The sequence below is a fragment of the Sutcliffiella rhizosphaerae genome (assembly GCF_917563925.1).
Lineage (GTDB): Bacteria > Bacillota > Bacilli > Bacillales > Bacillaceae_I > Sutcliffiella_A > Sutcliffiella_A rhizosphaerae.
Genome location: NZ_CAKJTJ010000001.1, coordinates 306,544 through 327,601 on the forward strand (window position 1 = coordinate 306,544; position 21,058 = coordinate 327,601).

Sequence of the window (21,058 nt, forward strand, 5' to 3'; positions counted from 1 at the left end):
CTTGTAGTCAAAATTTTACCTTTTTCCATCCGGAAGTGCAAAGGGAAAGCCTAAATTTTCATGGTAATAAAAAGGGGGCAGACCTGCATTTGGCCTGCCCTGACTTTACATTGATTCTGTCTTAGAAATAGGGATTGGTGCTTGCAGGATACTATCAAAATTAGTTTCTGCCGCTTTTTCCCTTACTAATGCAAGATCTAGCACTTCCTGAAAATCCTTTACTGGTATCACTTCTACTCCGTCAATTTCTTTAATGATGGATTGCATGTTATCAAAAGGAATAATGACCTTTTGTGCACCAGCCTGCTTGGCTGCTTTTATCTTTGGAATTACCCCACCAATTGGTTTTACCGTACCGTGAATACTGATTTCTCCAGTCATTGCCACAATATTACTAACTGGAATTTTGAAAATTGCTGAATAAATCCCTGTTGCCATCGCAATCCCTGCCGATGGTCCATCTATTGGTATTCCTCCTGGAAAATTGACATGGATATCATAATCAGCAGCTGGAACACCCAATTTTCTTAAAACGGTAATGACATTTTCTACAGAACCTTTTGCCATACTTTTTCTTCGGATAGATTTCCCTTGATTTCCCATGCTTTCTTCTTCTACAATCCCTGTGATATTAACTGTCCCTTTTTTCTCTTCAGTTGGGATTGCGGTAACTTCGATTTCCAAAAGCGCACCTGAATTTGGACCAAATACAGCAAGTCCATTTACAAGCCCTGGCTTTGACAACTCTTTAATTTTGTTTTCGTATTTAGGAGCGAGCTGGCTAGAGTGAATCACCCACTCGATATCCTCCACTTTTACACTATCTCTATCTTCTGTAATGGCAAGTCCACACGCAATCTGCATCATATTAACTACTTCACGACCATTTCTTGTGTATGATGCCAATAGACTAATACCCGCTTCTTCTACCTTCATATTAATTTTAGAAGCTGCATTCCCAGCAACTGATTCCAACTCTTGTTGGTCAAGCTCTCTAAAAAATACTTCCATGCATCTCGACCTTATTGCTGGAGGAATTTCATTAGGCGTTCTTGTTGTTGCCCCAACCAACCTAAAATCAGCTGGAAGACCATTTTGAAATATATCATGGATATGTGTCGGTATTTGATTATTCTCCTCGCTATAATAAGCACTTTCTAAGTATACTTTTCTGTCTTCCAACACTTTAAGAAGTTTATTCATTTGTATGGTATGGAGTTCACCTATTTCATCAATGAACAGCATTCCTCCATGTGCATGAGTCACTGCTCCTTGCTTTGGTTGGGGAATACCAGCTTGTCCCATCGCGCCTGCACCTTGATAGATCGGATCATGAACAGAACCAATTAACGGATCGGCAATTCCTCGCTCATCAAAACGTGCCGTTGTTGCATCTAACTCAATAAAGACCGCATTTCCTCTAAATGGGGATTTTGGATTTTTCTTTGCTTCTTCCAAAACTAGCCTCGCAGCAGCTGTTTTCCCCACACCTGGCGGACCATAAATGATTACATGCTGTGGATTCGGTCCACAAATTGCTGCTTTTAAAGCTTTTATGCCGTCTTCCTGACCTACAATTTCCTTAAAGCTTGTTGGCCTTACTCTTTCTGCTAGTGGTTCTGATAAGGAGATACTTCTCATCTTGCGTAATTGTTCCATTTCTTTTTTCGATTCTTTATCAATGGTAACTTTCTGTGTACGTTGATTTTTAAGTAGGTTCCAGAAATACAGACCGATGATAACCCCAAAAAAGAGTTGTATGAACAGTGCTATACCCGTGATAGACATAGTTACCCTCCTGCATTCATGATGTGATTATATGGTAGTATCTCCGCGGAAATGGGGAATAATCCAACAAATAGAATTTGGTTAAAATAGGTTTTAACGAAACTTTATATTAAATGGATCCGTAGAATAATGAATTCTAATCATTACCAGTAATTTAGAATTTAAGGGGAGAGGTTTTATGAAAAGAGGAATAATTTTTTAAATTGCCTAATGAATATGGATCATTTCTTGGAGATGTATTAAAGTCTATAAATATAATTGCTTTCAGTTGGCTCATAGGCAGTGGAGAATCTTATAAGGTGAGATAAATACTGAATTAAACGAAGAACTTCTTATCACTGACAATAAAAAGATTATAGAAGGAACTGAACTTAAAGCACTATTAGAAAACAATTGCTACTATCTTATATTTGCTGATTTAAAATCATATTCACAAGGAAAAGTCACAGAAATTCATACATATGAAGAGTTTTTGCAAAGCGAATGTGAATTTGTTCTGTTAATTGTAGATAGTTGTATACAACCATCTATTTAAAAGGATAAACATTTACTAGAGCAACTTTAAACGAATGCACAAAAGTGTGAATTTTTACATTTCTGATGAAAATGATAGAAATATACAACTATCAGCTTGGTAGAAGCACATAATAAGAATCATGGATATCGTGGACTTTGACAAAAAAGAGCACTTTCCTCGAAAGGAAAGTGCTCTTTTTCTACTATGCAGAGGTCTTTTCGTCTTCTTTCAACTCAGATCCATCGTCTAAAATCAGTTTTGGAGCAATGCTGTCAGCTACCGTCTCTGCTGTGATAACACATTTTTTGATGTCATCACGAGATGGTAGTTCATACATCACATCAAGCATGATTCCTTCAATAATAGAACGTAGACCGCGGGCACCTGTTTTTCGTTCTATTGCTTTTTTAGCAATTTCAGATAAAGCACCTTCTTCAAATTCTAGTTCTACATTATCAAGATCAAGCATTTTTTGATATTGCTTCACAAGTGCATTTTTTGGTTTAGTCAGAATTTCAATCAGTGCTTCCTCATCTAACGGCATTAAGCTTGCAGTTACTGGAAGACGACCGATAAATTCCGGTATTAGACCAAATCGAAGCAAGTCCTCAGGAAGTACTTTAGAAAGTAACTCTTTTTGCTCCATATCATCCGCTTTTTCTACCGTACCAAAGCCAATAACCTTCTTACCTAAGCGGCGTTTGATAATTTGTTCGATTCCATCAAATGCTCCACCACAAATGAACAGGATATTTGTGGTATCAATTTGAATGAACTCCTGATGCGGGTGTTTACGACCACCTTGTGGAGGAACACTAGCGACTGTTCCTTCTAAAATCTTAAGCAATGCCTGCTGTACTCCCTCACCAGAAACATCACGGGTGATAGAAGGATTCTCAGATTTACGAGCAACCTTATCAATTTCATCGATGTAGATAATACCTTTTTCAGCTTTTTCAACATCGTAATCAGCAGCTTGAATAAGTTTTAAAAGAATGTTTTCCACATCTTCTCCTACATATCCAGCTTCAGTTAATGAAGTGGCATCCGCAATAGCAAATGGAACATTTAAGATTCTTGCCAATGTTTGGGCAAGTAAAGTTTTCCCGCTACCTGTCGGCCCAATCATCGCAATATTACTCTTTGCAAGCTCTACGTCATCAATTTTACTGTTTGAATTAATACGCTTGTAATGATTATAAACAGCTACAGAAAGAGATTTTTTGGCAGATTCTTGCCCGATTACATATTCATCTAGAATATCGCGGATTTCCTTTGGCTTAGGTACATCTTTAAACTCTACTTCTTCTTCTGTTCCAAGCTCTTCTTCCACAATTTCCGTACAAAGTTCAATACACTCATCACATATGTATACACCTGGACCAGCAACTAATTTACGAACTTGATCCTGAGTTTTACCACAGAAAGAACACTTTAATTGTCCTTTTTCGTCATTAAATTTAAACAAAATGTTTCACCCCTTATCATTTCTCTCTTTTCCCATCCATCAGCTGGTCTCCTAAACAATGAGAAAAACTGTTGCAGTATCTAATTCTGACTTCGTCTTCACCCTGTAAAAAAATAGTTATGTACTGCATTTTACCACATATGTGCCTGACATTTCTAATATTTACCCTTTGGTTATGTATGGAATTTTTAGAGGAAGAGTCCGTACTATTGTATCCATGAATGTCCATTACTAACACAGCGATAGATGGAAATGATTGATAATACTAATGAAATGATTTTTTATGGTACAAAACAAGGCACGATCAAGTCGCGCCTTGTCTCTTATTATCTATTATGCAACATCTTTACTGTTTTCTACAAGAAAATCAATTGCTTTTCTGATTTTTAAATCTTCTTTTAGACCTTCTAAGCTACCAAGAGCTTGTGTGATTTGGTCTACAGACATGTTGTACATACCAGCCATTTTTTCTACTTCTTCACTAGCTTCTTCATCTGTTACTTCAATGTTTTCAGCTTTAGAAATTGCTTCAAGCGTTAAGTTCATTTTCACACGCTTTTCTGCATCTTCTTTCATTTGTGTACGTAAAGCTTCTTCATCCTGACCGGAGAATTGGAAGTAAAGATCCATTGTCATACCTTGCATTTGAAGACGTTGTTCGAATTCACGAACCATGCGGTCAGTTTCAGTTTTTACCATAGCTTCTGGAATGTCAACTTCTGTGTTCTCAGCAGCTTTTTCTACTACTGTATCACGAAGGTGATTTTCAGCTTCTGTCTTTTTTGCTTCTTCTAAGCGAGTTTTTGTTTTTGCTTTAAGCTCTTCAAGTGTTTCCACTTCTTCATCCACATCTTTAGCAAACTCATCATCAAGTGCAGGAAGTTCTTTTGTTTTGATTTCATGTACTGTTACTTTAAACACTGCAGGTTTACCAGCAAGCTCTTCTGCATGGTATTCTTCTGGGAAAGATACCTCTACTTCTTTTTCTGATCCAGCTGTAAGACCAACAAGCTGCTCTTCAAAACCTGGGATGAAAGTGCCAGAACCGATTTCAAGTGAATAGTTTTCCGCTTTTCCACCTTCAAACGCTTCACCATTTACGAATCCTTCGAAATCCATAACCACTGTGTCGCCGTTTTCGATAGTTCCTTCTTCTTTAACAACAAGCTCAGCTTGACGCTCTTGAAGGCCTTTCAAATCAGCTTCCACATCTTCGTCCGTTACGTTCGCATCTAAGCGCCCTACTTCTAGGCCTTTGTAGTCACCTAGTTTTACTTCAGGCTTTACGATTACTTTAGCAGTAAATACTAGCTTTTCGTTTTTGCCGATAGACTCGATGTCAATCTCAGGCTGATCTACTGGCTCAATTCCAGTCTCAGCAACAGCATTAGAGTATGCAGTTGGAAGAAGGATATCAATTGCATCTTGGTATAAAGACTCTACACCAAAGCGTTGTTCGAACATTCCACGAGGAATTTTCCCTTTACGGAATCCTGGTACATTAACTTTTTTAACTACTTTTTTAAATGCATCTTCAAGACCTTGGTTAACAGTATCCGCATCAACTTCAACCGTTAATACGCCTTGATTACCTTCTAATTTTTCCCATTTAGCAGACATAAATTTTCCCTCCAACATCTATTTTCAAAAAAGATAATGATACTTTCGATTCTCACTATCTAATCTGCTTGACCACTCATGGTGGTAATTGATTCTTTCATTTGCTGCAAGTAGACTAAACCCTTATATGGTATATAAAATTTACAACCCTTACATTATAACATAATCCACGATGAGTTCAACATATACCATCACAAACGTAGAAATGAAAAATCTTCAAGCTTTCTAATCTCCCGAACAGCTGATTGTAACTCTATTTCTGAAATATTATATTCTGCTCGCAACTCTTCTTCATCCAATTCAAGTCCAAACAAGTCGCCTCCGAGTTTGTGCAGTCCCCCAGCCCATACTTCCGCTTTATCCGGTGAAAATGGAAAAGGGAATTTAACAGTATGTATTCTCACTAGCATTTCTTTTAAACTTTCAAATAAAGTAGGGTTATCACTTTCCACTGTGTCTTCAAGAATGGAAATGACTTTATTTAAGAAAGGATCTTCTTCACCAGATGCAAGTTCAGCAGGTACAAATGAATCTTTTTGCCCAAACTTGATGAGTTCTAACTTCTTATCCCAACCTTGTTCTTTTAAAATATGGATAAGAAAAGTTTTCAAAACTGGGTGATGAAGTTCATTACTTAAGAAGGCTTGTATGTCCGAAATAAAAGGTCGAATATTTCGGAGCTTTAACATTTGAATCGTCTCAAATTGCTGTTGAACAGATCCTTCATGAAGATTTTTCAGGTTTTCGTCATTTTCTTCCATAGAAGGACTTTCTACTTCTTCTCCTTCAGGTAGCATTTTTCTGGCAAACTCCAAAAGCTGATAAAATGTCTGGGCATACTGTGCTGGAAGCCTATCTTCTTCTAAAATCGCTTCAATCGTTGACTTTACTTCCACATATTCCTTCAATTGAATAAGAATGGTTATGTATATTTGTAGGACATGAAAATATTCACCAATATCCTCACTCAGCATCTTCTTACAACGATTTTTCGCTTCCGTCAGTTGCCCTAGCTCCATATAGCAAACTACCATTCCGAGCTCCACCTCTGCATAAGCAAAGTCATTGTTTCTTGCCTGTTGAAATAACTCAAGCGCCTCTTGGAATTTCTTTTCTTTCATCATTTGCATCGCCTTTTCTAAAAGCCGCTGCTTTAAATTAGGAAACTCTACAATTTTTTTGTTTTTCATCTCAGCTCTGCCGTCCTGTAATTTGATATTTAACCAAGTTTATCAATCTTTAGAAGGGAGTACAAGTCAAATGGGAGATAGAGGGGATTAGACAAATGATGATACTACTTAAGCTCAATAGTTTCAACTCAAGGACAGGCATTACATAACTCATTTTGAGAAGTAATTTTGTTTTAAGCTTCTACTCTAAAACCTAGTAATTGATGAGATTTGCGGGGGACATCACATAGGATTAAGGGCTCATTATCAAAGGTTTTAAAATTTACACTATAGGTTTCAGGTTTATCTCCAAAGGGGTCGCGTTCTCCACCAAAGGTTTGAGAATAACCTCAAAAGGTATAGATCATCATGAAAAAAACACCATGCACTTTTTTATCAATATTCTTGTTAAAGAATACTCATAAAAATGCACATGGCGTTTTAGGTAAATGGCGTCCCAGGAGGGATTCGAACCCCCGACACACGGCTTAGAAGGCCGTTGCTCTATCCTGCTGAGCTACTGGGACATGATTAAAATTAAGACTTATTTATCGGTAACCTTACTACCGTCGTCCCGATTTTCACGGAAGCTATTTCAGGGTGGTTAAAATCGGTACGCTGTTGTTAATTCATCGAAGCATATTCGATCGTGCTCTATCCTGCTGAGCTACTGGGACATGATTAAAATTAAGACTTGTTTATCGGTAACCTTACTACCGTCGTCCCGATTTTCACGGAAGCTATTTCAGGGTGGTTAAAATCGGTACGCTGTTGTTAATTCAACGAAGCATATTCGATCGTGCTCTATCCTGCTGAGCTACTGGGACATGATTAAAATTAAGACTTGTTTATTGGTAACCTTACTACCGTCATCCTGATTTTCACGGAAGCTATTTCAGAAGAAATATTTACTAATTTTCATCAGCGACAAGATTTATTATATGAGATACACTTTTTAAAGTCAACACTTTTTAAAAAAGTTTTCTTATATAATTTGTTGAGAGTAAAATGAAGAGAGGGAATATCCTCTCTTCTTTATTTTTCGAATGTATGGGAGGATAATTTTTCGCCTTTTTCATTATAGTAATGTACAAAAAACATCTTATCCTTTAGCTCAATTATAGCATAGCTTTTATCCGTTGTCATACGAGGGAGGGAGATACTTCCTGGGTTCACAAAAAGGATATTGTCCATATATTCTGCACCTGCGATATGAGAATGACCGAAGCATGCTATGTTGGCACCAGCTTCCTCTGCTGCGTACTTGAGTGGCAGTAAAGAGGATTTTATTTGGTGTAGGTGACCGTGAGTTACAAATAGCTTATGACCTGAAAGTTCTTTTGTGAGTGTTTCTGGATAGCTAGTATCTAAATCGCAGTTTCCCCGAACTCCGTGGTAACCATTCATCGCTTCGTCAGAAAAGGTGAGCTCCGAGTCTCCACAGTGAATAAAATGATCCACTTCTTCCTTATGGCGTGCTTTAAGCTGCTTTAATATCTCTGCTTCTCCATGATTATCGCTAACTACTAATACTTTCATATTTTCACTCCTAGTTTTGGTGGGATAGCATATTCCACTTGCTTTGTAAGAGTTTTATCGCCTTTGCTCTGTGACTAATTTCATTTTTTTCTTCCTTCGTTAATTGAGCCATTGTCTTTTGAAAATCACTTACAAAGAATATAGGGTCGTATCCAAATCCATTTTTCCCTGCTGGTTCGAAGGCAATGGATCCTTCACATGTTCCACGTACAGTGAACGAATCACCACCTTCGTCGACAACTGCTAATACACACACAAATCTCGCAGTTCTTTGTTCTATTGAGACATCTTTTAGCTTTTGCAATACCTTTTCATAATTTAGCGTATCATTTTTTTCCATACCCGCATATCGGGCAGAATACACACCTGGCTCTCCATTTAATGCATCCACTTCCAAGCCTGAATCATCTGCCAACACTATTTTCCCAAGTTGCTTTGCTAATGCATCCGCCTTTAAGAGAGCATTTTCTTCAAAAGTTGTTCCAGTTTCATCTACTTCTGATATGTTAGGAAAGTCAGCTAAGGATTTCACTATGTACCCTTTTGGCTCCAAAATTGCTTGAAAATCTTTTACTTTTCCTTGATTGTTAGTGGCGATGATGATTTCCTTCATAGATTTTCTCCTTTTCTAATATTTTCAATTACTGGTCCTAATGCCTTTTTCTGTGCTTCTATCAAATAAAGAATTCCCTCTTCCGCAAGGTCTAGCAGAGCATTTAATTGTTGTCTCGAAAACGTTGCCTCTTCTCCGGTCCCTTGTATCTCCACCATTTCAAGGGAACCAGTCATTATGACATTCATATCTACTTCAGCGTTTGAATCTTCTATGTAGTTTAAATCTAGTAATGGCATTTTTTCCTCCCCTACCCCAACAGAAATTGCTGCAAGATAATCTGTTACTGGAAGGATTTTCGCTTTCTTGTTTTCAACTAGTTTTTGCAAGGCTAACACCATGGCTACAAAAGCACCTGTAATGGACGCGGTTCTCGTTCCGCCGTCAGCTTGGATAACATCACAATCGATCCAGATTGTTCTTTCTCCCATTTTTTCAAGATCTACTACTGAGCGTAGGGTACGACCTATCAGTCGTTGAATTTCCATTGTTCTTCCCGTTACTTTCCCTTTAGTAGATTCGCGCATCGTTCTTTTTTCAGTGGCACGTGGAAGCATAGAATATTCTGCTGTTATCCATCCTTTTCCCCCACCTCTCATAAATGGAGGCACTCTTTCTTCTATAGAAGCGGTACAAATAACCTTTGTATTACCTATACTAATAAGTACCGATCCTTCTGCGTGCATCAAATAGTTAGGGATAATTTCAACTTTTCTTAATTCATTATTTTCTCTTCCATCTACTCTTGACATGCTTTTTACTCCTTTTATATCATCCATCTTATTCTAACAAAGAAAGAAGAGGCAATTTTCCACCTCTTCTTGTTACATATATAGTATATCAAAAATGGTTGATTAAAATCTTCCTGTGTTCACATTTTCAGGTCGAGAAACTGGTTCTGACACATTAGTACCGTCAGTAGCCATGAGATCTCCTTCTCCATCTACAGTAATAGCAATACTCTCGACACCCTCTTGTTCTGTCAAACTTAATACCAATGTATCAACAATTGTTTTGGAAACAATTCGTCCTTCGATACCAAGAATGGCCTCATTAAAGTTTAATACAAGGTTGCCGTCTTTTATGATTGGTTCATCAAGCAATGCTACTTCATTACTAATATCAATCATTAAATTAGAATTATGTGAAGGGCCAGCAATAAGCGCTTCTACTATTGCTGTATACTTGTCTTTTCCTTCAAGGTTTAAGCGAGTACTGACTGGTACATAATATGGTTCACCGTCATTACTTTCCCCCATAAAGTAAAGAGTTACTGGTCTCGTATTCATTAGATCCAGCGTTTCTGCTGTATGATAGTTTATGCCATTCGCTCGGCTTACTCCCTCCCCTATAGGAGTTTGCTTTAACGGCATGACGTTCTGAGTATGACCATTTACCATAATTTGCACTTTTTCTACGTTATCAAATTGGGTTAATGTCCAGGTAATAGATTGGAGTATACGCTTTTCGTCCGCTGGATCATAGGTTGTAAATTCATTTGAGAAATCCGCAACGATGGTACCATCCTCTTTTAAATTCACATCTACTTCCGTCCCTGGAGGCAATACTGCCCGAAACCCATTTGGAAGCATGCCTTCAACAGGTCCTCCTGCCACTAAGTATTCCAATGCCTGTTTGGCTACCTCGTTTGTTTTTGGTAATTCCAACGATTGCGAAACGACATAGCCATTGCTGTCAATTAAGTATAATTCTCTTTGTGTACTTTCAGAAACTGCTTTGTTATCGTCATCACCTGTGACTTCTGAGTCCGTTCCATTATCGTTTTCTCCATCCTCTACAAATGTGACATCTTGCTGAATATCTGTTTCTAAGTCAGCTTTCTCGTCACCTCCAAATAATCCGCATCCTGACAATAGAACAGATGAAGCAAGTACTGCAGCAGCAGTTATTTTTACTTTTTTATGAGACATAGATTTCCCTCCCAAGACGGTTTGTACTACTATGTATACGAGCTATTCAAAAAAAATAGACCGAGCTTTAAAAAAAGTTTTATCTCATCTAATGGGAGGGGAATCTATCAAAATGAAAAACAGTCCACATAAATATGGACTGTTTTTCATTCCTTATTAAATTCCAATTGGATCCAGTACAATCGTTCTAACATTTTCGATTGGTTGCTCAAATAGCTTACTCGCTATTTTTTCAAATAGTTCCTTGGAACCTGTCGTAAAAAATTGATGATTTTCGGATGGTTCATTACGATTCAGCAATCTCTTGAAATTCAAGATTGTACTGACTTCCCTTGCTGTTTCATCACCTGAACAAATCAATTGAATATGTTCACCCATCACTTCTTGGATGGTTGGTCTCAACAAAGGATAATGGGTACAACCAAGAATTAATGTATCAATACTGGAGCCCTTAAATAAATGTAAGGTATCTTCCACTATAGCCTTAGCTCGTTCGCCTTCAAACTCGCCGCTTTCTACTAGGGGTACAAAATTCGGACATGCTAGACTTTCCACTTGCACTTCATTGTTAATCGAACGAAGCGCATTTGCATAGGCACCACTATTGATCGTTCCAACTGTGCCGATCACTCCCACAAAGTGATTTGAGGTAACCTTAAGGGCTGTTCTTGCACCTGGATCGACCACACCAATAACAGGAATGTCTAATTGTTCACGAATTTCGTCAAGCACTACCGCCGTTGCAGTATTGCAGGCAATAACCAACATCTTAATATTGTGGTTTAAAAGATATCTAGTCATTTCCCATGTATATAAACGGACCTCATCCACAGGCCTTGGCCCATATGGACAGCGGGCTGTGTCTCCGAGATAAATAATACGTTCTTTCGGAAGCTGACGCATTATTTCTTTCGCAACGGTCAAGCCTCCAACTCCTGAATCAATAACTCCAATTGGTCTTTGCAACTAAATCCCTCATTCTTTCATTTCTAGATGTAATCGTGCTAAACACTTTTCTAACATGAAAATTTCATCTTTGGAATAGTTCTTTAGTATGTTTTGCAAATAATCCTGCCGTTTTCTTATTACTTCAGCAATGATACGTTCGCCTTCTTCCAGAAGATGAATACGTACAACTCGGCGGTCATTCGGATCCTTCACACGTTGAACCAATTCGTTCTTTTCCATCCGGTCGACAAGATCTGTTGTCGTGCTGCAAGCTAAATACATCTTTGTGGACAGCTCGCCAATTGTCATATCCCCACCTTCTAGCAACCATTGCAACGCAACGAATTGAGGAGGTGTAATGGTATAATTACTAAGGATTTCGCGACCCTTTTGTTTTACTAATGTTGCTATGTATCTTAATGATTTTTCAATATCAGCCACGACTTGTTGATCTTGCAAGATTACTTCATTTTGATTTGTCATCCTCGACCCTCTTTCTTCCCTTTTGTCCTATTTATTTCAACATTTGCTGTAAAGTGTATTTTTGTGTAGTAATTTTATTTTCTTATGTTTTCATATAAAAAGCAAGTTGTAAAGAGTTAAACATATTTGCTCACATGGAAATACTAGGGATTCCTTCTTTTTCTATGCTTTTTAGCCTAATAATTAACCGACTATCACTCACAACTGGTAAGTTAGTAGGATAGTCGGCAGATTAGGTTAAAGCTCTAATTCTCCCATGCGAAGAAGCTCGACAACTGCTTGGGAACGCCCCTTTACTCCCAGCTTTTGCATAGCGTTTGATATGTGGTTCCGAACTGTCTTTTCACTGATAAACAACTCACCAGCAATTTCCTTTGTTGTTTTATCCTGAACTAACAGCTCAAAAACTTCTCTTTCTCTTTTGGTAAGCAATGGCTTTGGTTGAAATTCTTTCTCCTTCAATAATTGTAACCCTCCTTGCCTTAGCCAGAGCTGAACTAGCGGATGGGTGTATATTTAGTCAAGGTATAATATGTTAGAAGGCTTTCGGGAGTTACACCCATTTAGAAGGATTTTTTTATTTTTTCAACGTTTCATTTATATGAAAGAGTTCTCGTTGTTTTTCACTCCAAGCTTCCCCTTTTCCTGTTAGTCTATTAAGTTGCACCATTCGTCCTCTCCCTACAAAACAAGGTGTGCTATCTTTCCTTCTTCCAATATAGTGAAGATCGACAGAAGATGTTCCGACTTCATTTGCCTTCACACATATTTCCAAGTTCTCTCCAAAAAATACTTGAGAAAGGAAATCACATTGCAAATCGGCTACCACTGGAATCGTATTACTACCAGGTTTTGTCCAGTCCTGCATAAAACCAAGACTTTTAAAATACTCGATTCTTGCTTCTTCAAAATAGACGAAAGGCACAGTGTTATTCATATGGCCAAACATATCCGTCTCGGAGAATCTTACTTTTACAGGATGACTGAATGAGAATTCATTCATCCATTCTGGCAGATTATCAATGTATGCAAGCTTTTTCATACAAAATTCCTCCTTTATTGAAACATTCTTTAATTGCAAGACACCAAATTAAAATGATCATGTTAGAAAAAAAACGCCTCTTTTTCAAAAAGAGGCGTTCTTTTCATTTGTATATTAGCCTTGGTCACTACCAAAGAAGTTTCTGAACATTTGAACCGTTGTATCACGGTTAAGCGCAGCAATTGATGTAGTGAGTGGAATTCCTTTTGGACAAGATTGCACACAGTTTTGTGAATTACCGCAGTTTGCAAGGCCTCCATCACCCATGATTTCTTCTAGGCGCTCTGACTTATTCATCTCTCCAGTTGGGTGAGCGTTGAATAAACGAACTTGGGAAAGTGGTGCAGGACCGATGAAATCGGATTTGCTATTTACATTTGGACATGCTTCCAAACAAACTCCACAAGTCATACATTTAGATAGCTCATATGCCCATTGGCGCTTTTTCTCGGGCATACGAGGACCAGGTCCAAGATCATATGTCCCGTCAATAGGAATCCATGCTTTTACCTTTTTCAAGGAATCAAACATGCGACTTCTGTCAACTTGAAGGTCACGCACAACTGGGAAAGTACTCATTGGTTCAAGTACGATCGGCTGTTCTAATTGATCAACAAGAGCAGTACAGGATTGGCGTGGTTTGCCGTTGATTACCATCGAACAAGCCCCACATACTTCTTCTAAACAGTTCATATCCCAGTTTACAGGAGTTGTTTCTTTCCCTTCATTATTAACAGGGTTACGACGAACTTCCATAAGTGCAGATATGACATTCATGTTTGGACGGTACGGTAATTCAAATGTTTCATAATAAGGGGTTCCCTCAGGTCCATCCTGACGCTTCACTTTAAACGTTACAGTTTTAGTTTGTTCAGCCATCATTATTTACCCCCTTTTTTCTTGGAATAGTCACGTTTACGTGGTGAAATCAGGCTAACATCCACTTCCTCATAGAAGAATTCTGGAGCTGATTTTGGTCCAGTGAATTTCGCCATAGTTGTTTTAAGGAATTGTTCATCGTTACGTTCTGGGAAGTCCGGTTTATAGTGCGCTCCGCGGCTTTCATTACGGTTAAGAGCACCAATTGTGACAACACGTGAAAGTTGAAGCATATGTTGAAGCTGACGAGTGAACGCCGCTCCTTGGTTGCTCCACTTCGCAGTGTCATTGATATTGATATTGTCATAACGCTCAAGTAATTCAACGATTTTTTCATCTGTTTGCTTAAGCTTGTCATTGTAACGAACAACCGTTACGTTGTCAGTCATCCATTCTCCAAGCTCTTTATGAAGAACGTAAGCATTTTCTGTTCCAGACATCGTCATAATCTTATTCCACTTTTCTTCTTCTTCTTTTACATAGCGATCGAAAAGAGAGGAAGATAGTGAGTCTGTAGATTTTTCCAAACCTGACATATACTCTACTGCTTTTGGACCAGCAACCATACCACCGTAAATAGCAGATAGTAAGGAGTTCGCACCTAGACGGTTTGCACCATGCTGAGAATAATCACATTCACCTGCAGCAAATAGACCAGGAATGTTTGTCATTTGATCATAATCTACCCATAGACCACCCATTGAATAATGAACAGCTGGGAAAATTTTCATTGGTACTTTACGAGGATCGTCACCCATGAATTTTTCATAGATTTCGATTATTCCACCTAGCTTAATATCCAATTCTTTCGGATCTTTATGAGAAAGATCCAAATACACCATGTTTTCACCGTTAATTCCAAGCTTTTGGTTAACGCAAACATCAAAGATTTCACGTGTTGCAATATCACGAGGCACAAGGTTTCCATAGGCAGGATATTTTTCCTCTAGGAAGTACCAAGGCTTACCATCTTTATACGTCCAAACGCGTCCACCTTCTCCACGAGCAGATTCACTCATCAAGCGAAGCTTGTCATCTCCAGGGATTGCTGTCGGGTGAATTTGAATAAATTCTCCATTTGAATAATATGCACCTTGTTGATACACAATGGATGCAGCAGAACCAGTATTAATAACTGAGTTCGTAGATTTACCAAATATAATTCCAGGTCCACCAGTTGCCATAATGACGGCATCTGCTGGGAATGAAACAATCTCCATGCTAGTTAGGTTTTGTGCAACAATTCCTCGGCAAACACCTTGGTCATCAACGATGGAACCTAAGAATTCCCAGCCTTCGTACTTCGTTACAAGACCAGATACTTCATGACGGCGAACCTGCTCGTCTAGAGCGTACAATAACTGTTGTCCAGTAGTTGCCCCTGCAAATGCAGTACGGTGATGCTGTGTACCGCCAAAGCGACGGAAATCAAGTAATCCTTCTGGTGTACGGTTAAACATTACGCCCATACGGTCCAATAAATGAATAATTCCAGGTGCTGCTTCACACATGGCTTTTACTGGTGGTTGGTTTGCAAGAAAGTCCCCACCATAAACTGTATCGTCAAAATGTTCCCACGGAGAATCGCCTTCTCCTTTTGTATTTACTGCCCCATTAATTCCACCTTGGGCACAAACTGAGTGAGAACGTTTTACAGGTACTAATGAAAATAAATCAACCGGTACGCCTGCTTCTGCGATTTTAATGGTTGCCATTAAACCCGCCAAGCCACCGCCAACCACGATAACCTTTTTACTCATATGTAACTCACTCCTTAATTAGTTGCTGATTAAACGAATGCGAAAATTGCACGTAATCCTACGAATGATAATGCAAAGAAAATACCAATCGTCACGTAGGTTGCAATTAGTTGAGAACGAGGAGTTACGGTAATTCCCCAGCTTACACAGAAGGACCATAATCCATTTGCAAAGTGGAAAATTGTCGCAATTACACCAACAATGTAGAATACTAACATAAATGGACTAGAAAGAATGCTAGCCATCATATCGTAGTTTACATCTGCTCCTAAAGCAGCTGCGATTCTCGTTTCCCATACATGCCATACAATAAAAATCAATGTAATGATTCCAGTAAAACGTTGAAGCATAAACATCCAGTTGCGAACAAATCCATACTTGCTTACATTGTTTTTTGCTGTAAAAGCAATATATAAGCCGTAAATAGCGTGGAAAATGATCGGAAGGAAAATCACAAAAATTTCTAATGCATAACGGAACGGCAAGCTCTCCATAAAATGTGCCGCTTTGTTAAAGCTCTCTGGCCCCTTCGTAGCGAAATGGTTTACAACCAAATGCTGAATCAAGAATAGACCAACAGGAATGACCCCTAGTAAAGAATGGAGTCTACGAAGTAAAAATTCACGTTCTGTTGCCATCACTAAACCCCCTTTTTAAGTCAAAAAATAAAATTGATGCTAGTAAGTTCTTTTTTTCACTATCTATTATAGTAAAAAAATCATGGAACTTCTCATTCCATTTTTGAAACTTTCAATAAAATGAAAGCCTTTGCAGATATATCGACAAATATGTGACACATTTATTTTACCCCCCGATATTGGTAGCGTCAAGAAAACCCGACCAAAAATTGAACTTTTATAAAAACTTACACGAGCTATCATTTTCTGAAAAATATAAAAATATATTAATAGAATAAAATGCTCCATACGTTTTATTTATTAACGAGTTTGAATAGTATATAATGGACTTAGAGAAAGAGGGGAACCAAATGACAGAATCGAACAATCAACAAGATGTAATAGACAAACAACTACAAGTTCCTATCTTTGGATATGAACTGATTCGCGACATGCTCCTTCCTGATCTATTAGGGAAAGACCACACTCAAATTATTTATTGGGCTGGCAAACAACTTGCCCGCAAATTCCCTATCGATACTCACGAAGATTTTACTCAATTTTTCCGTGAAGCGGGTTGGGGTGAACTTGAAATTACGGAACAAAGTAAATACGAAGTAAAATTCGTTATACGTGGTAAAATGGTAGAACGCAGACTTGACCTTAATAAAGATGCTACTTTCCAACTGGAAGCAGGGTTCCTCGCCGAACAGATTCAACGTCAAAAAGGAAAAACAGCGGAAGCAATGGAAGAGCAGAAAAAACGTAAAGAGATTATTATTACCGTTCAATGGGATAAATAATTGTTTGCTGCCTCCAGGGTGGTTATCGGTTTCTCAGTATTCCGGCTAAACAGGCTACCTTAAGGGTGGCAATTTTAAAGACCAAATTCCTCATGTGAGGAGTTTGGTTTTTTTCTACTTCTATGGAAAGCGAAGCCGTTGCTGAGATAAACAGCAACGTTTAATAGAACTTATTTAATTAATAGAGGCTGCCAGACGAAAGTATTCACTTTCTGGACAGCCCCTCAAACAGATGACATACTTTGAATTTGTAGTATCCATCAAATTAAATTTTGTAATTATCATGAAGCACTGCTTAGCTTTTAACTCATCACTCGCTCGACAGACTCTTCACCAAGCTTGAACGCCACATGCAACGCCTCTACTGCATGAACCATCTCATTCACGTCCACTACTGTTGAAACTTTAATTTCTGATGTGCTGACCATTTTTACACGAATGCCTTCTGTAGCTAGAACTTGGAACATTTCTGCTGCAACACCAGGATTTGAAACCATACCTGATCCTACGATAGAAACTTTCGCTAACCCGCTCTCTTGCTCAATGGAAGTAAATCCAAGGCGATCCTGATACTGGTCCAGGACTTCAATAGTTTCACTCACGTCCACCGTTTTGACGGAGAAGGAAATATTTGTTGTATCTTTATCCATGCTTGTTTGAATAATAATGTCAACATTCAGCTTATGATTTGCCAATGTAGTAAATATGGTTGACAACGTATGTAGTTCATTAGGTAGTCCACATACCGTAATACGTGTAATTTGATCTTCAAATGCAATTCCTCTTACTACTAGATTTTTTTCCATGGAAACTTCCTCCTCAATAATCGTTCCTTCTACATCTTCCATACTGGATCTCACAACGAGCTGAACTCCATAATTTTTGGCAAATTCCACCGCACGTGGATGAAGTACTCCTGCACCAAGGTTTGCAAGCTCAAGCATTTCATCATAAGCAATAGCAGCAAGTTTTCTAGCGTCTTTAACATACCTTGGATCTGTAGTGAATACCCCTGTCACATCAGTATAAATATCACATTTTTCCGCCTGTAAAGCTGCAGCTAATGCAACTGCAGTTGTATCAGAGCCACCGCGACCAAGCGTAGTGATTTCGTTACTTGCTGTAATCCCCTGAAAGCCTGCAACAATAACAATTTTCCCTGAATCTAAATAACTCTGTAATAGGTCCGTTTCAATGTTTGTAATTCTAGCATTTCCATGAATTGGCTCTGTACGTATTCCAGCCTGCCAGCCAGTTAACGAAACTGCTTCATGCCCTCTCATCTGCAATGCCATCGAAAGGAGCGAAATTGTAATTTGCTCTCCTGTAGTCAAGAGCATATCCATATCTCTTTTACTAGGATGGGGGTTAATGGCATTTGCCAATGTCAATAACTCATCCGTTGTTTTTCCCATTGCAGAAACAACCACCACTACCTTATTTCCGTTTTCTACTTCTTTGATGACCCTTCCTGCCACATGTTGAATTCTTTCAACCGACCCCACTGATGTTCCTCCGAATTTCTGTACAACAATCGTTGACATGCACACCATTCCTTTGTATAAAATTCATCATAATGTAGATAGAAAGCTACAGATTTTGGATATAAAAAAACAGCAATGAGCTAAAGTCTCATTGCTGTGATTGGCATAAATCGAGTATCCGTTCACGCGGTGAGATAGCTCTCCAGGCAACACGAAGTAAACCTGACAGTCCTACATTTCTTAAACGCAGAACCAGTAAAAAAAAGAAAAAGAGACTTTTTTTTACTTCGGCGATCCTCCCCTTTCCGTAATCTTCTCGGAAGCTCTTTCTTCTCCGATTACATACTTTTGAAGTTCGCACCTCTATCATCACTTCAATAATTTGAAGTGGCACATTATGAAATTAATAGTAATCATAACAGACCTTTAGTTTCCTTACAACACCTATTCACGAAGTTTTTTAAAAATATCTTCTGCCAGCTGTCTAGGTATTTTGGCTTCTTGTATCTCTTCTACCGTTGCTTCCTTCATTTTTGCTACAGAACCAAAATGCTTCATCAATGCTTTTTTCCTGGTTGCTCCTACTCCATTTATTTCATCAAGAATAGACTGGAAAACGCTCTTACTTCTTAATTGACGATGGAAGGTGATAGCAAAACGGTGGACTTCATCTTGAATACGTTGCAGGAGATAAAACTCTTGGCTAGTCCGCTCCAGAGGTACAATTGACGCATCTTCTCCGGCGAGCAAATTACTAGTGCGGTGCTTATCATCTTTTGCAAGTCCAACTACCGGGATAAATAAGCCAAGTTCATTTTCCAATACATCTCGCACTGCACTCATGTGCCCCTTTGCACCATCAATCACAATGATATCTGGGAGAGGAAGTCCTTCTTTTAGTACTCTAGTATACCTTCTTCTTACTACTTCCCTCATCGATTCGTAATCATCTGGCCCTTGTACACTTTTGGTTTTATATTTTCGATACTCCCTTTTTTCTGGTTTTCCATCGATAAATACAACCATGGCAGAAACGGGATCTGTTCCTTGAATATTTGAATTATCGAAAGCCTCTATACGATGTGGGGTCATGATTCCCAATAATTCACCGAGATTTTCAACAGCTTTAATTGTACGAATTTCATCACGTTCAATCAGTTGGAATTTCTCGCCAAGAGCAACTTTAGCATTTTTGTTTGCTAAATCGACCAGCTGTTTCTTTTTACCACGCTGCGGCTGAAAAACATTCGTTTGTAAAAGCTCCTGCGCTACGTGTAAATCAGTGTTAGAAGGGAGCATCACTTCTTTCGGTACAAAGTGATGTTGCTTGGAGTAAAACTGTCCAAGGAATGTCAGGAAATCTTCATTCGGTTCATTATAAATAGGAAAAAGGGAGACGTCACGTTCTATAAGTTTGCCTTGGCGAATAAAAAACACCTGAACACACATCCAACCTTTGTCATATGAGTAACCAAATACATCCCTGTCAATAAAATCATTCATTTCCATCTTCTGCTTTTCCATCGTGGCTTCAATGCTAATGATTTGATCACGGAACTCCTGAGCACGCTCAAATTCCATATTTTCTGAAGCTAACATCATCTTTTCGGTCAGATCTTTTTTTACTTCTTTGTACCCACCGTTTAAAAACTTAACGATACCTTCAACCATTTCCCTGTTTGTCTCATCTGAAACATGCTCCACGCAAGGTGCCAAGCACTGCCCCAGATGATAGTAAAGACATACCCTATCTGGCAAAGTAGAACATTTTCTTAGTGGATAAATCCGGTCGAGAAGTTTCTTCGTATCGTTTGCAGCCTGCACGTTTGGATATGGACCGAAGTATTTCCCCTTATCTTTCGCTACTTTACGAGTTATTAAAAGTCTAGGGTGCTTTTCAGCTGTGATTTTAATGAATGGGTAACGCTTGTCATCCTTAAGCATGACATTATATTTTGGACTATGTTTTTTGATAAGATTAAGCTCAAGAATTAATGCTTCAATATTAGAAGACGTCACAATATATTCAAAGTCAACTATCTCATTTACAAGTCTGAGAGTTTTGCCGTCATGGCTCCCTGTAAAATAAGATCTGACGCGATTTTTTAATACTTTTGCCTTACCAACGTAAATGATCGTTCCCTGCCTGTCTTTCATCAAATAACAACCAGGTTGGTTAGGCAGGATCGCCAATTTTTCTTTTAATGAATCGTTCAAGCTTTTTCTCCTCCCAACCTAAGATAAGTGGTACGTTTATTATACATTGTTTCGTACATATGTTCCATTAAGGAGGTAAAGAGATATGGACGGGCTGGACTTTAATGGAGCTAATCATTTTAGACATTTTTGTTTTTATCAAACAAAAAAGCCCAGCCATAGGCTAGACTCTGTTCCATA

At 38.5% G+C, this 21,058-nt stretch carries 20 protein-coding genes, 1 tRNA gene and 1 riboswitch; of the genes, 3 read left to right on the forward strand and 18 right to left on the reverse strand.

Annotated features, from left to right (window positions below; translation table 11 throughout):
- Nucleotides 1-105: 105 nt before the first annotated feature.
- On the reverse strand, nt 106-1,788 hold the full coding sequence (lonB, locus tag LRP81_RS01545) for an ATP-dependent protease LonB (protein ID WP_230499464.1): 1,683 nt from the start codon (nt 1,786-1,788) through the stop codon (nt 106-108).
- 203 nt (nt 1,789-1,991) lie between these two features.
- On the opposite strand from lonB, the gene LRP81_RS23190 reads away from it, so the two are divergent.
- Together LRP81_RS23190 and LRP81_RS23195 are read left to right on the forward strand one after the other, a co-directional pair.
- Nucleotides 1,992-2,096 carry a DUF2691 family protein gene (locus tag LRP81_RS23190; protein WP_253073865.1) on the forward strand — a complete coding sequence of 35 codons (105 nt, stop codon included), beginning with the start codon at nt 1,992-1,994 and terminating at the stop codon, nt 2,094-2,096.
- A 47-nt stretch (nt 2,097-2,143) separates the two neighbouring features.
- A complete protein-coding gene (locus LRP81_RS23195; RefSeq protein WP_253073866.1) occupies nt 2,144-2,323 on the forward strand; it encodes a DUF2691 family protein in 180 nt (59 codons plus the stop codon).
- 184 nt (nt 2,324-2,507) lie between these two features.
- Here LRP81_RS23195 and clpX read toward each other — a convergent pair whose 3' ends face one another.
- The 15 genes from clpX to LRP81_RS01625 all read right to left on the reverse strand — a co-directional run bounded on the left by clpX (nt 2,508) and on the right by LRP81_RS01625 (nt 16,395).
- Nucleotides 2,508-3,773, reverse strand: a complete 1,266-nt coding sequence (clpX, locus tag LRP81_RS01555) for an ATP-dependent protease ATP-binding subunit ClpX (RefSeq protein WP_230499465.1) — start codon at nt 3,771-3,773, stop codon at nt 2,508-2,510.
- A 333-nt stretch (nt 3,774-4,106) separates the two neighbouring features.
- Nucleotides 4,107-5,393, reverse strand: coding sequence for a trigger factor (tig, locus tag LRP81_RS01560; RefSeq protein WP_230499466.1), 1,287 nt, complete (start codon nt 5,391-5,393; stop codon nt 4,107-4,109).
- A gap of 191 nt (nt 5,394-5,584) precedes the next feature.
- Nucleotides 5,585-6,583, reverse strand: a complete 999-nt coding sequence (locus LRP81_RS01565; RefSeq protein WP_230499467.1) for a tetratricopeptide repeat protein — start codon at nt 6,581-6,583, stop codon at nt 5,585-5,587.
- Between the two features lie 429 nt (nt 6,584-7,012).
- Nucleotides 7,013-7,089, reverse strand: a tRNA-Arg gene (locus LRP81_RS01570).
- Nucleotides 7,090-7,597: 508 nt separating this feature from the next.
- Nucleotides 7,598-8,101 carry a metallophosphoesterase family protein gene (locus LRP81_RS01575; RefSeq protein WP_230499468.1) on the reverse strand — a complete coding sequence of 168 codons (504 nt, stop codon included), beginning with the start codon at nt 8,099-8,101 and terminating at the stop codon, nt 7,598-7,600.
- A 10-nt stretch (nt 8,102-8,111) separates the two neighbouring features.
- On the reverse strand, nt 8,112-8,714 hold the full coding sequence (locus LRP81_RS01580; protein WP_230499469.1) for an XTP/dITP diphosphatase: 603 nt from the start codon (nt 8,712-8,714) through the stop codon (nt 8,112-8,114).
- Nucleotides 8,711-9,466, reverse strand: coding sequence for a ribonuclease PH (gene rph / locus LRP81_RS01585; RefSeq protein WP_230499470.1), 756 nt, complete (start codon nt 9,464-9,466; stop codon nt 8,711-8,713). The genes LRP81_RS01580 and rph overlap by 4 nt, the downstream gene beginning before the upstream one ends.
- A gap of 102 nt (nt 9,467-9,568) precedes the next feature.
- Complete coding sequence (locus LRP81_RS01590) at nt 9,569-10,645, reverse strand: GerMN domain-containing protein (protein WP_230499471.1); 1,077 nt, start codon at nt 10,643-10,645, stop codon at nt 9,569-9,571.
- Between the two features lie 156 nt (nt 10,646-10,801).
- Complete coding sequence (racE, locus tag LRP81_RS01595; protein WP_230499472.1) at nt 10,802-11,611, reverse strand: glutamate racemase; 810 nt, start codon at nt 11,609-11,611, stop codon at nt 10,802-10,804.
- Nucleotides 11,612-11,620: 9 nt separating this feature from the next.
- Nucleotides 11,621-12,076: a MarR family winged helix-turn-helix transcriptional regulator gene (locus LRP81_RS01600; RefSeq protein ID WP_230499473.1), complete on the reverse strand. Its 456-nt coding sequence runs from the start codon at nt 12,074-12,076 to the stop codon at nt 11,621-11,623.
- A 237-nt stretch (nt 12,077-12,313) separates the two neighbouring features.
- Nucleotides 12,314-12,538 (reverse strand): spore germination transcription factor GerE, encoded by a 225-nt coding sequence (gerE, locus tag LRP81_RS01605; protein WP_047972062.1) that lies wholly within the window; start codon nt 12,536-12,538, stop codon nt 12,314-12,316.
- A gap of 115 nt (nt 12,539-12,653) precedes the next feature.
- Nucleotides 12,654-13,118: an acyl-CoA thioesterase gene (locus tag LRP81_RS01610; RefSeq protein ID WP_230499474.1), complete on the reverse strand. Its 465-nt coding sequence runs from the start codon at nt 13,116-13,118 to the stop codon at nt 12,654-12,656.
- Between the two features lie 114 nt (nt 13,119-13,232).
- Nucleotides 13,233-14,000 (reverse strand): succinate dehydrogenase iron-sulfur subunit, encoded by a 768-nt coding sequence (gene sdhB / locus LRP81_RS01615; protein ID WP_399206803.1) that lies wholly within the window; start codon nt 13,998-14,000, stop codon nt 13,233-13,235.
- The gene (sdhA, locus tag LRP81_RS01620; RefSeq protein WP_230499476.1) at nt 14,000-15,757 is read right to left on the reverse strand and encodes a succinate dehydrogenase flavoprotein subunit; all 1,758 of its coding nucleotides are present in this window, start codon (nt 15,755-15,757) and stop codon (nt 14,000-14,002) included. The genes sdhB and sdhA overlap by 1 nt, the downstream gene beginning before the upstream one ends.
- A gap of 29 nt (nt 15,758-15,786) precedes the next feature.
- A complete protein-coding gene (locus LRP81_RS01625) occupies nt 15,787-16,395 on the reverse strand; it encodes a succinate dehydrogenase cytochrome b558 subunit (protein WP_230499477.1) in 609 nt (202 codons plus the stop codon).
- A 350-nt stretch (nt 16,396-16,745) separates the two neighbouring features.
- Here LRP81_RS01625 and LRP81_RS01630 point away from each other — a divergent pair, with 350 nt between their 5' ends.
- Entirely contained in the window at nt 16,746-17,177 is a 432-nt protein-coding gene (locus tag LRP81_RS01630; RefSeq protein WP_230499478.1) for a YslB family protein, read from the forward strand.
- A 302-nt stretch (nt 17,178-17,479) separates the two neighbouring features.
- On the opposite strand, the gene LRP81_RS01635 is transcribed toward LRP81_RS01630, so the two are convergent.
- Together LRP81_RS01635 and uvrC are read right to left on the reverse strand one after the other, a co-directional pair.
- Nucleotides 17,480-18,721 (reverse strand): aspartate kinase, encoded by a 1,242-nt coding sequence (locus tag LRP81_RS01635; protein WP_230499479.1) that lies wholly within the window; start codon nt 18,719-18,721, stop codon nt 17,480-17,482.
- A 127-nt stretch (nt 18,722-18,848) separates the two neighbouring features.
- Nucleotides 18,849-19,035, reverse strand: a riboswitch (Lysine riboswitch).
- A 70-nt stretch (nt 19,036-19,105) separates the two neighbouring features.
- On the reverse strand, nt 19,106-20,878 hold the full coding sequence (gene uvrC / locus LRP81_RS01640; protein ID WP_230499480.1) for an excinuclease ABC subunit UvrC: 1,773 nt from the start codon (nt 20,876-20,878) through the stop codon (nt 19,106-19,108).
- Nucleotides 20,879-21,058 lie beyond the last annotated feature (180 nt).

Coding starts and splice junctions, on each gene's coding strand:
- lonB (WP_230499464.1), bottom strand. CDS start 1,788: ATGTCTATCACGGGTATAGCACTGTTCATACAACTCTTTTTTGGGGTT.
- tig (WP_230499466.1), bottom strand. CDS start 5,393: ATGTCTGCTAAATGGGAAAAATTAGAAGGTAATCAAGGCGTATTAACG.
- LRP81_RS01565 (WP_230499467.1), bottom strand. CDS start 6,583: ATGAAAAACAAAAAAATTGTAGAGTTTCCTAATTTAAAGCAGCGGCTT.
- LRP81_RS01575 (WP_230499468.1), bottom strand. CDS start 8,101: ATGAAAGTATTAGTAGTTAGCGATAATCATGGAGAAGCAGAGATATTA.
- LRP81_RS01580 (WP_230499469.1), bottom strand. CDS start 8,714: ATGAAGGAAATCATCATCGCCACTAACAATCAAGGAAAAGTAAAAGAT.
- rph (WP_230499470.1), bottom strand. CDS start 9,466: ATGTCAAGAGTAGATGGAAGAGAAAATAATGAATTAAGAAAAGTTGAA.
- LRP81_RS01590 (WP_230499471.1), bottom strand. CDS start 10,645: ATGTCTCATAAAAAAGTAAAAATAACTGCTGCTGCAGTACTTGCTTCA.
- LRP81_RS01600 (WP_230499473.1), bottom strand. CDS start 12,076: ATGACAAATCAAAATGAAGTAATCTTGCAAGATCAACAAGTCGTGGCT.
- LRP81_RS01610 (WP_230499474.1), bottom strand. CDS start 13,118: ATGAAAAAGCTTGCATACATTGATAATCTGCCAGAATGGATGAATGAA.
- sdhB (WP_399206803.1), bottom strand. CDS start 14,000: ATGATGGCTGAACAAACTAAAACTGTAACGTTTAAAGTGAAGCGTCAG.
- sdhA (WP_230499476.1), bottom strand. CDS start 15,757: ATGAGTAAAAAGGTTATCGTGGTTGGCGGTGGCTTGGCGGGTTTAATG.
- LRP81_RS01625 (WP_230499477.1), bottom strand. CDS start 16,395: ATGGCAACAGAACGTGAATTTTTACTTCGTAGACTCCATTCTTTACTA.
- LRP81_RS01630 (WP_230499478.1), top strand. CDS start 16,746: ATGACAGAATCGAACAATCAACAAGATGTAATAGACAAACAACTACAA.
- LRP81_RS01635 (WP_230499479.1), bottom strand. CDS start 18,721: ATGTCAACGATTGTTGTACAGAAATTCGGAGGAACATCAGTGGGGTCG.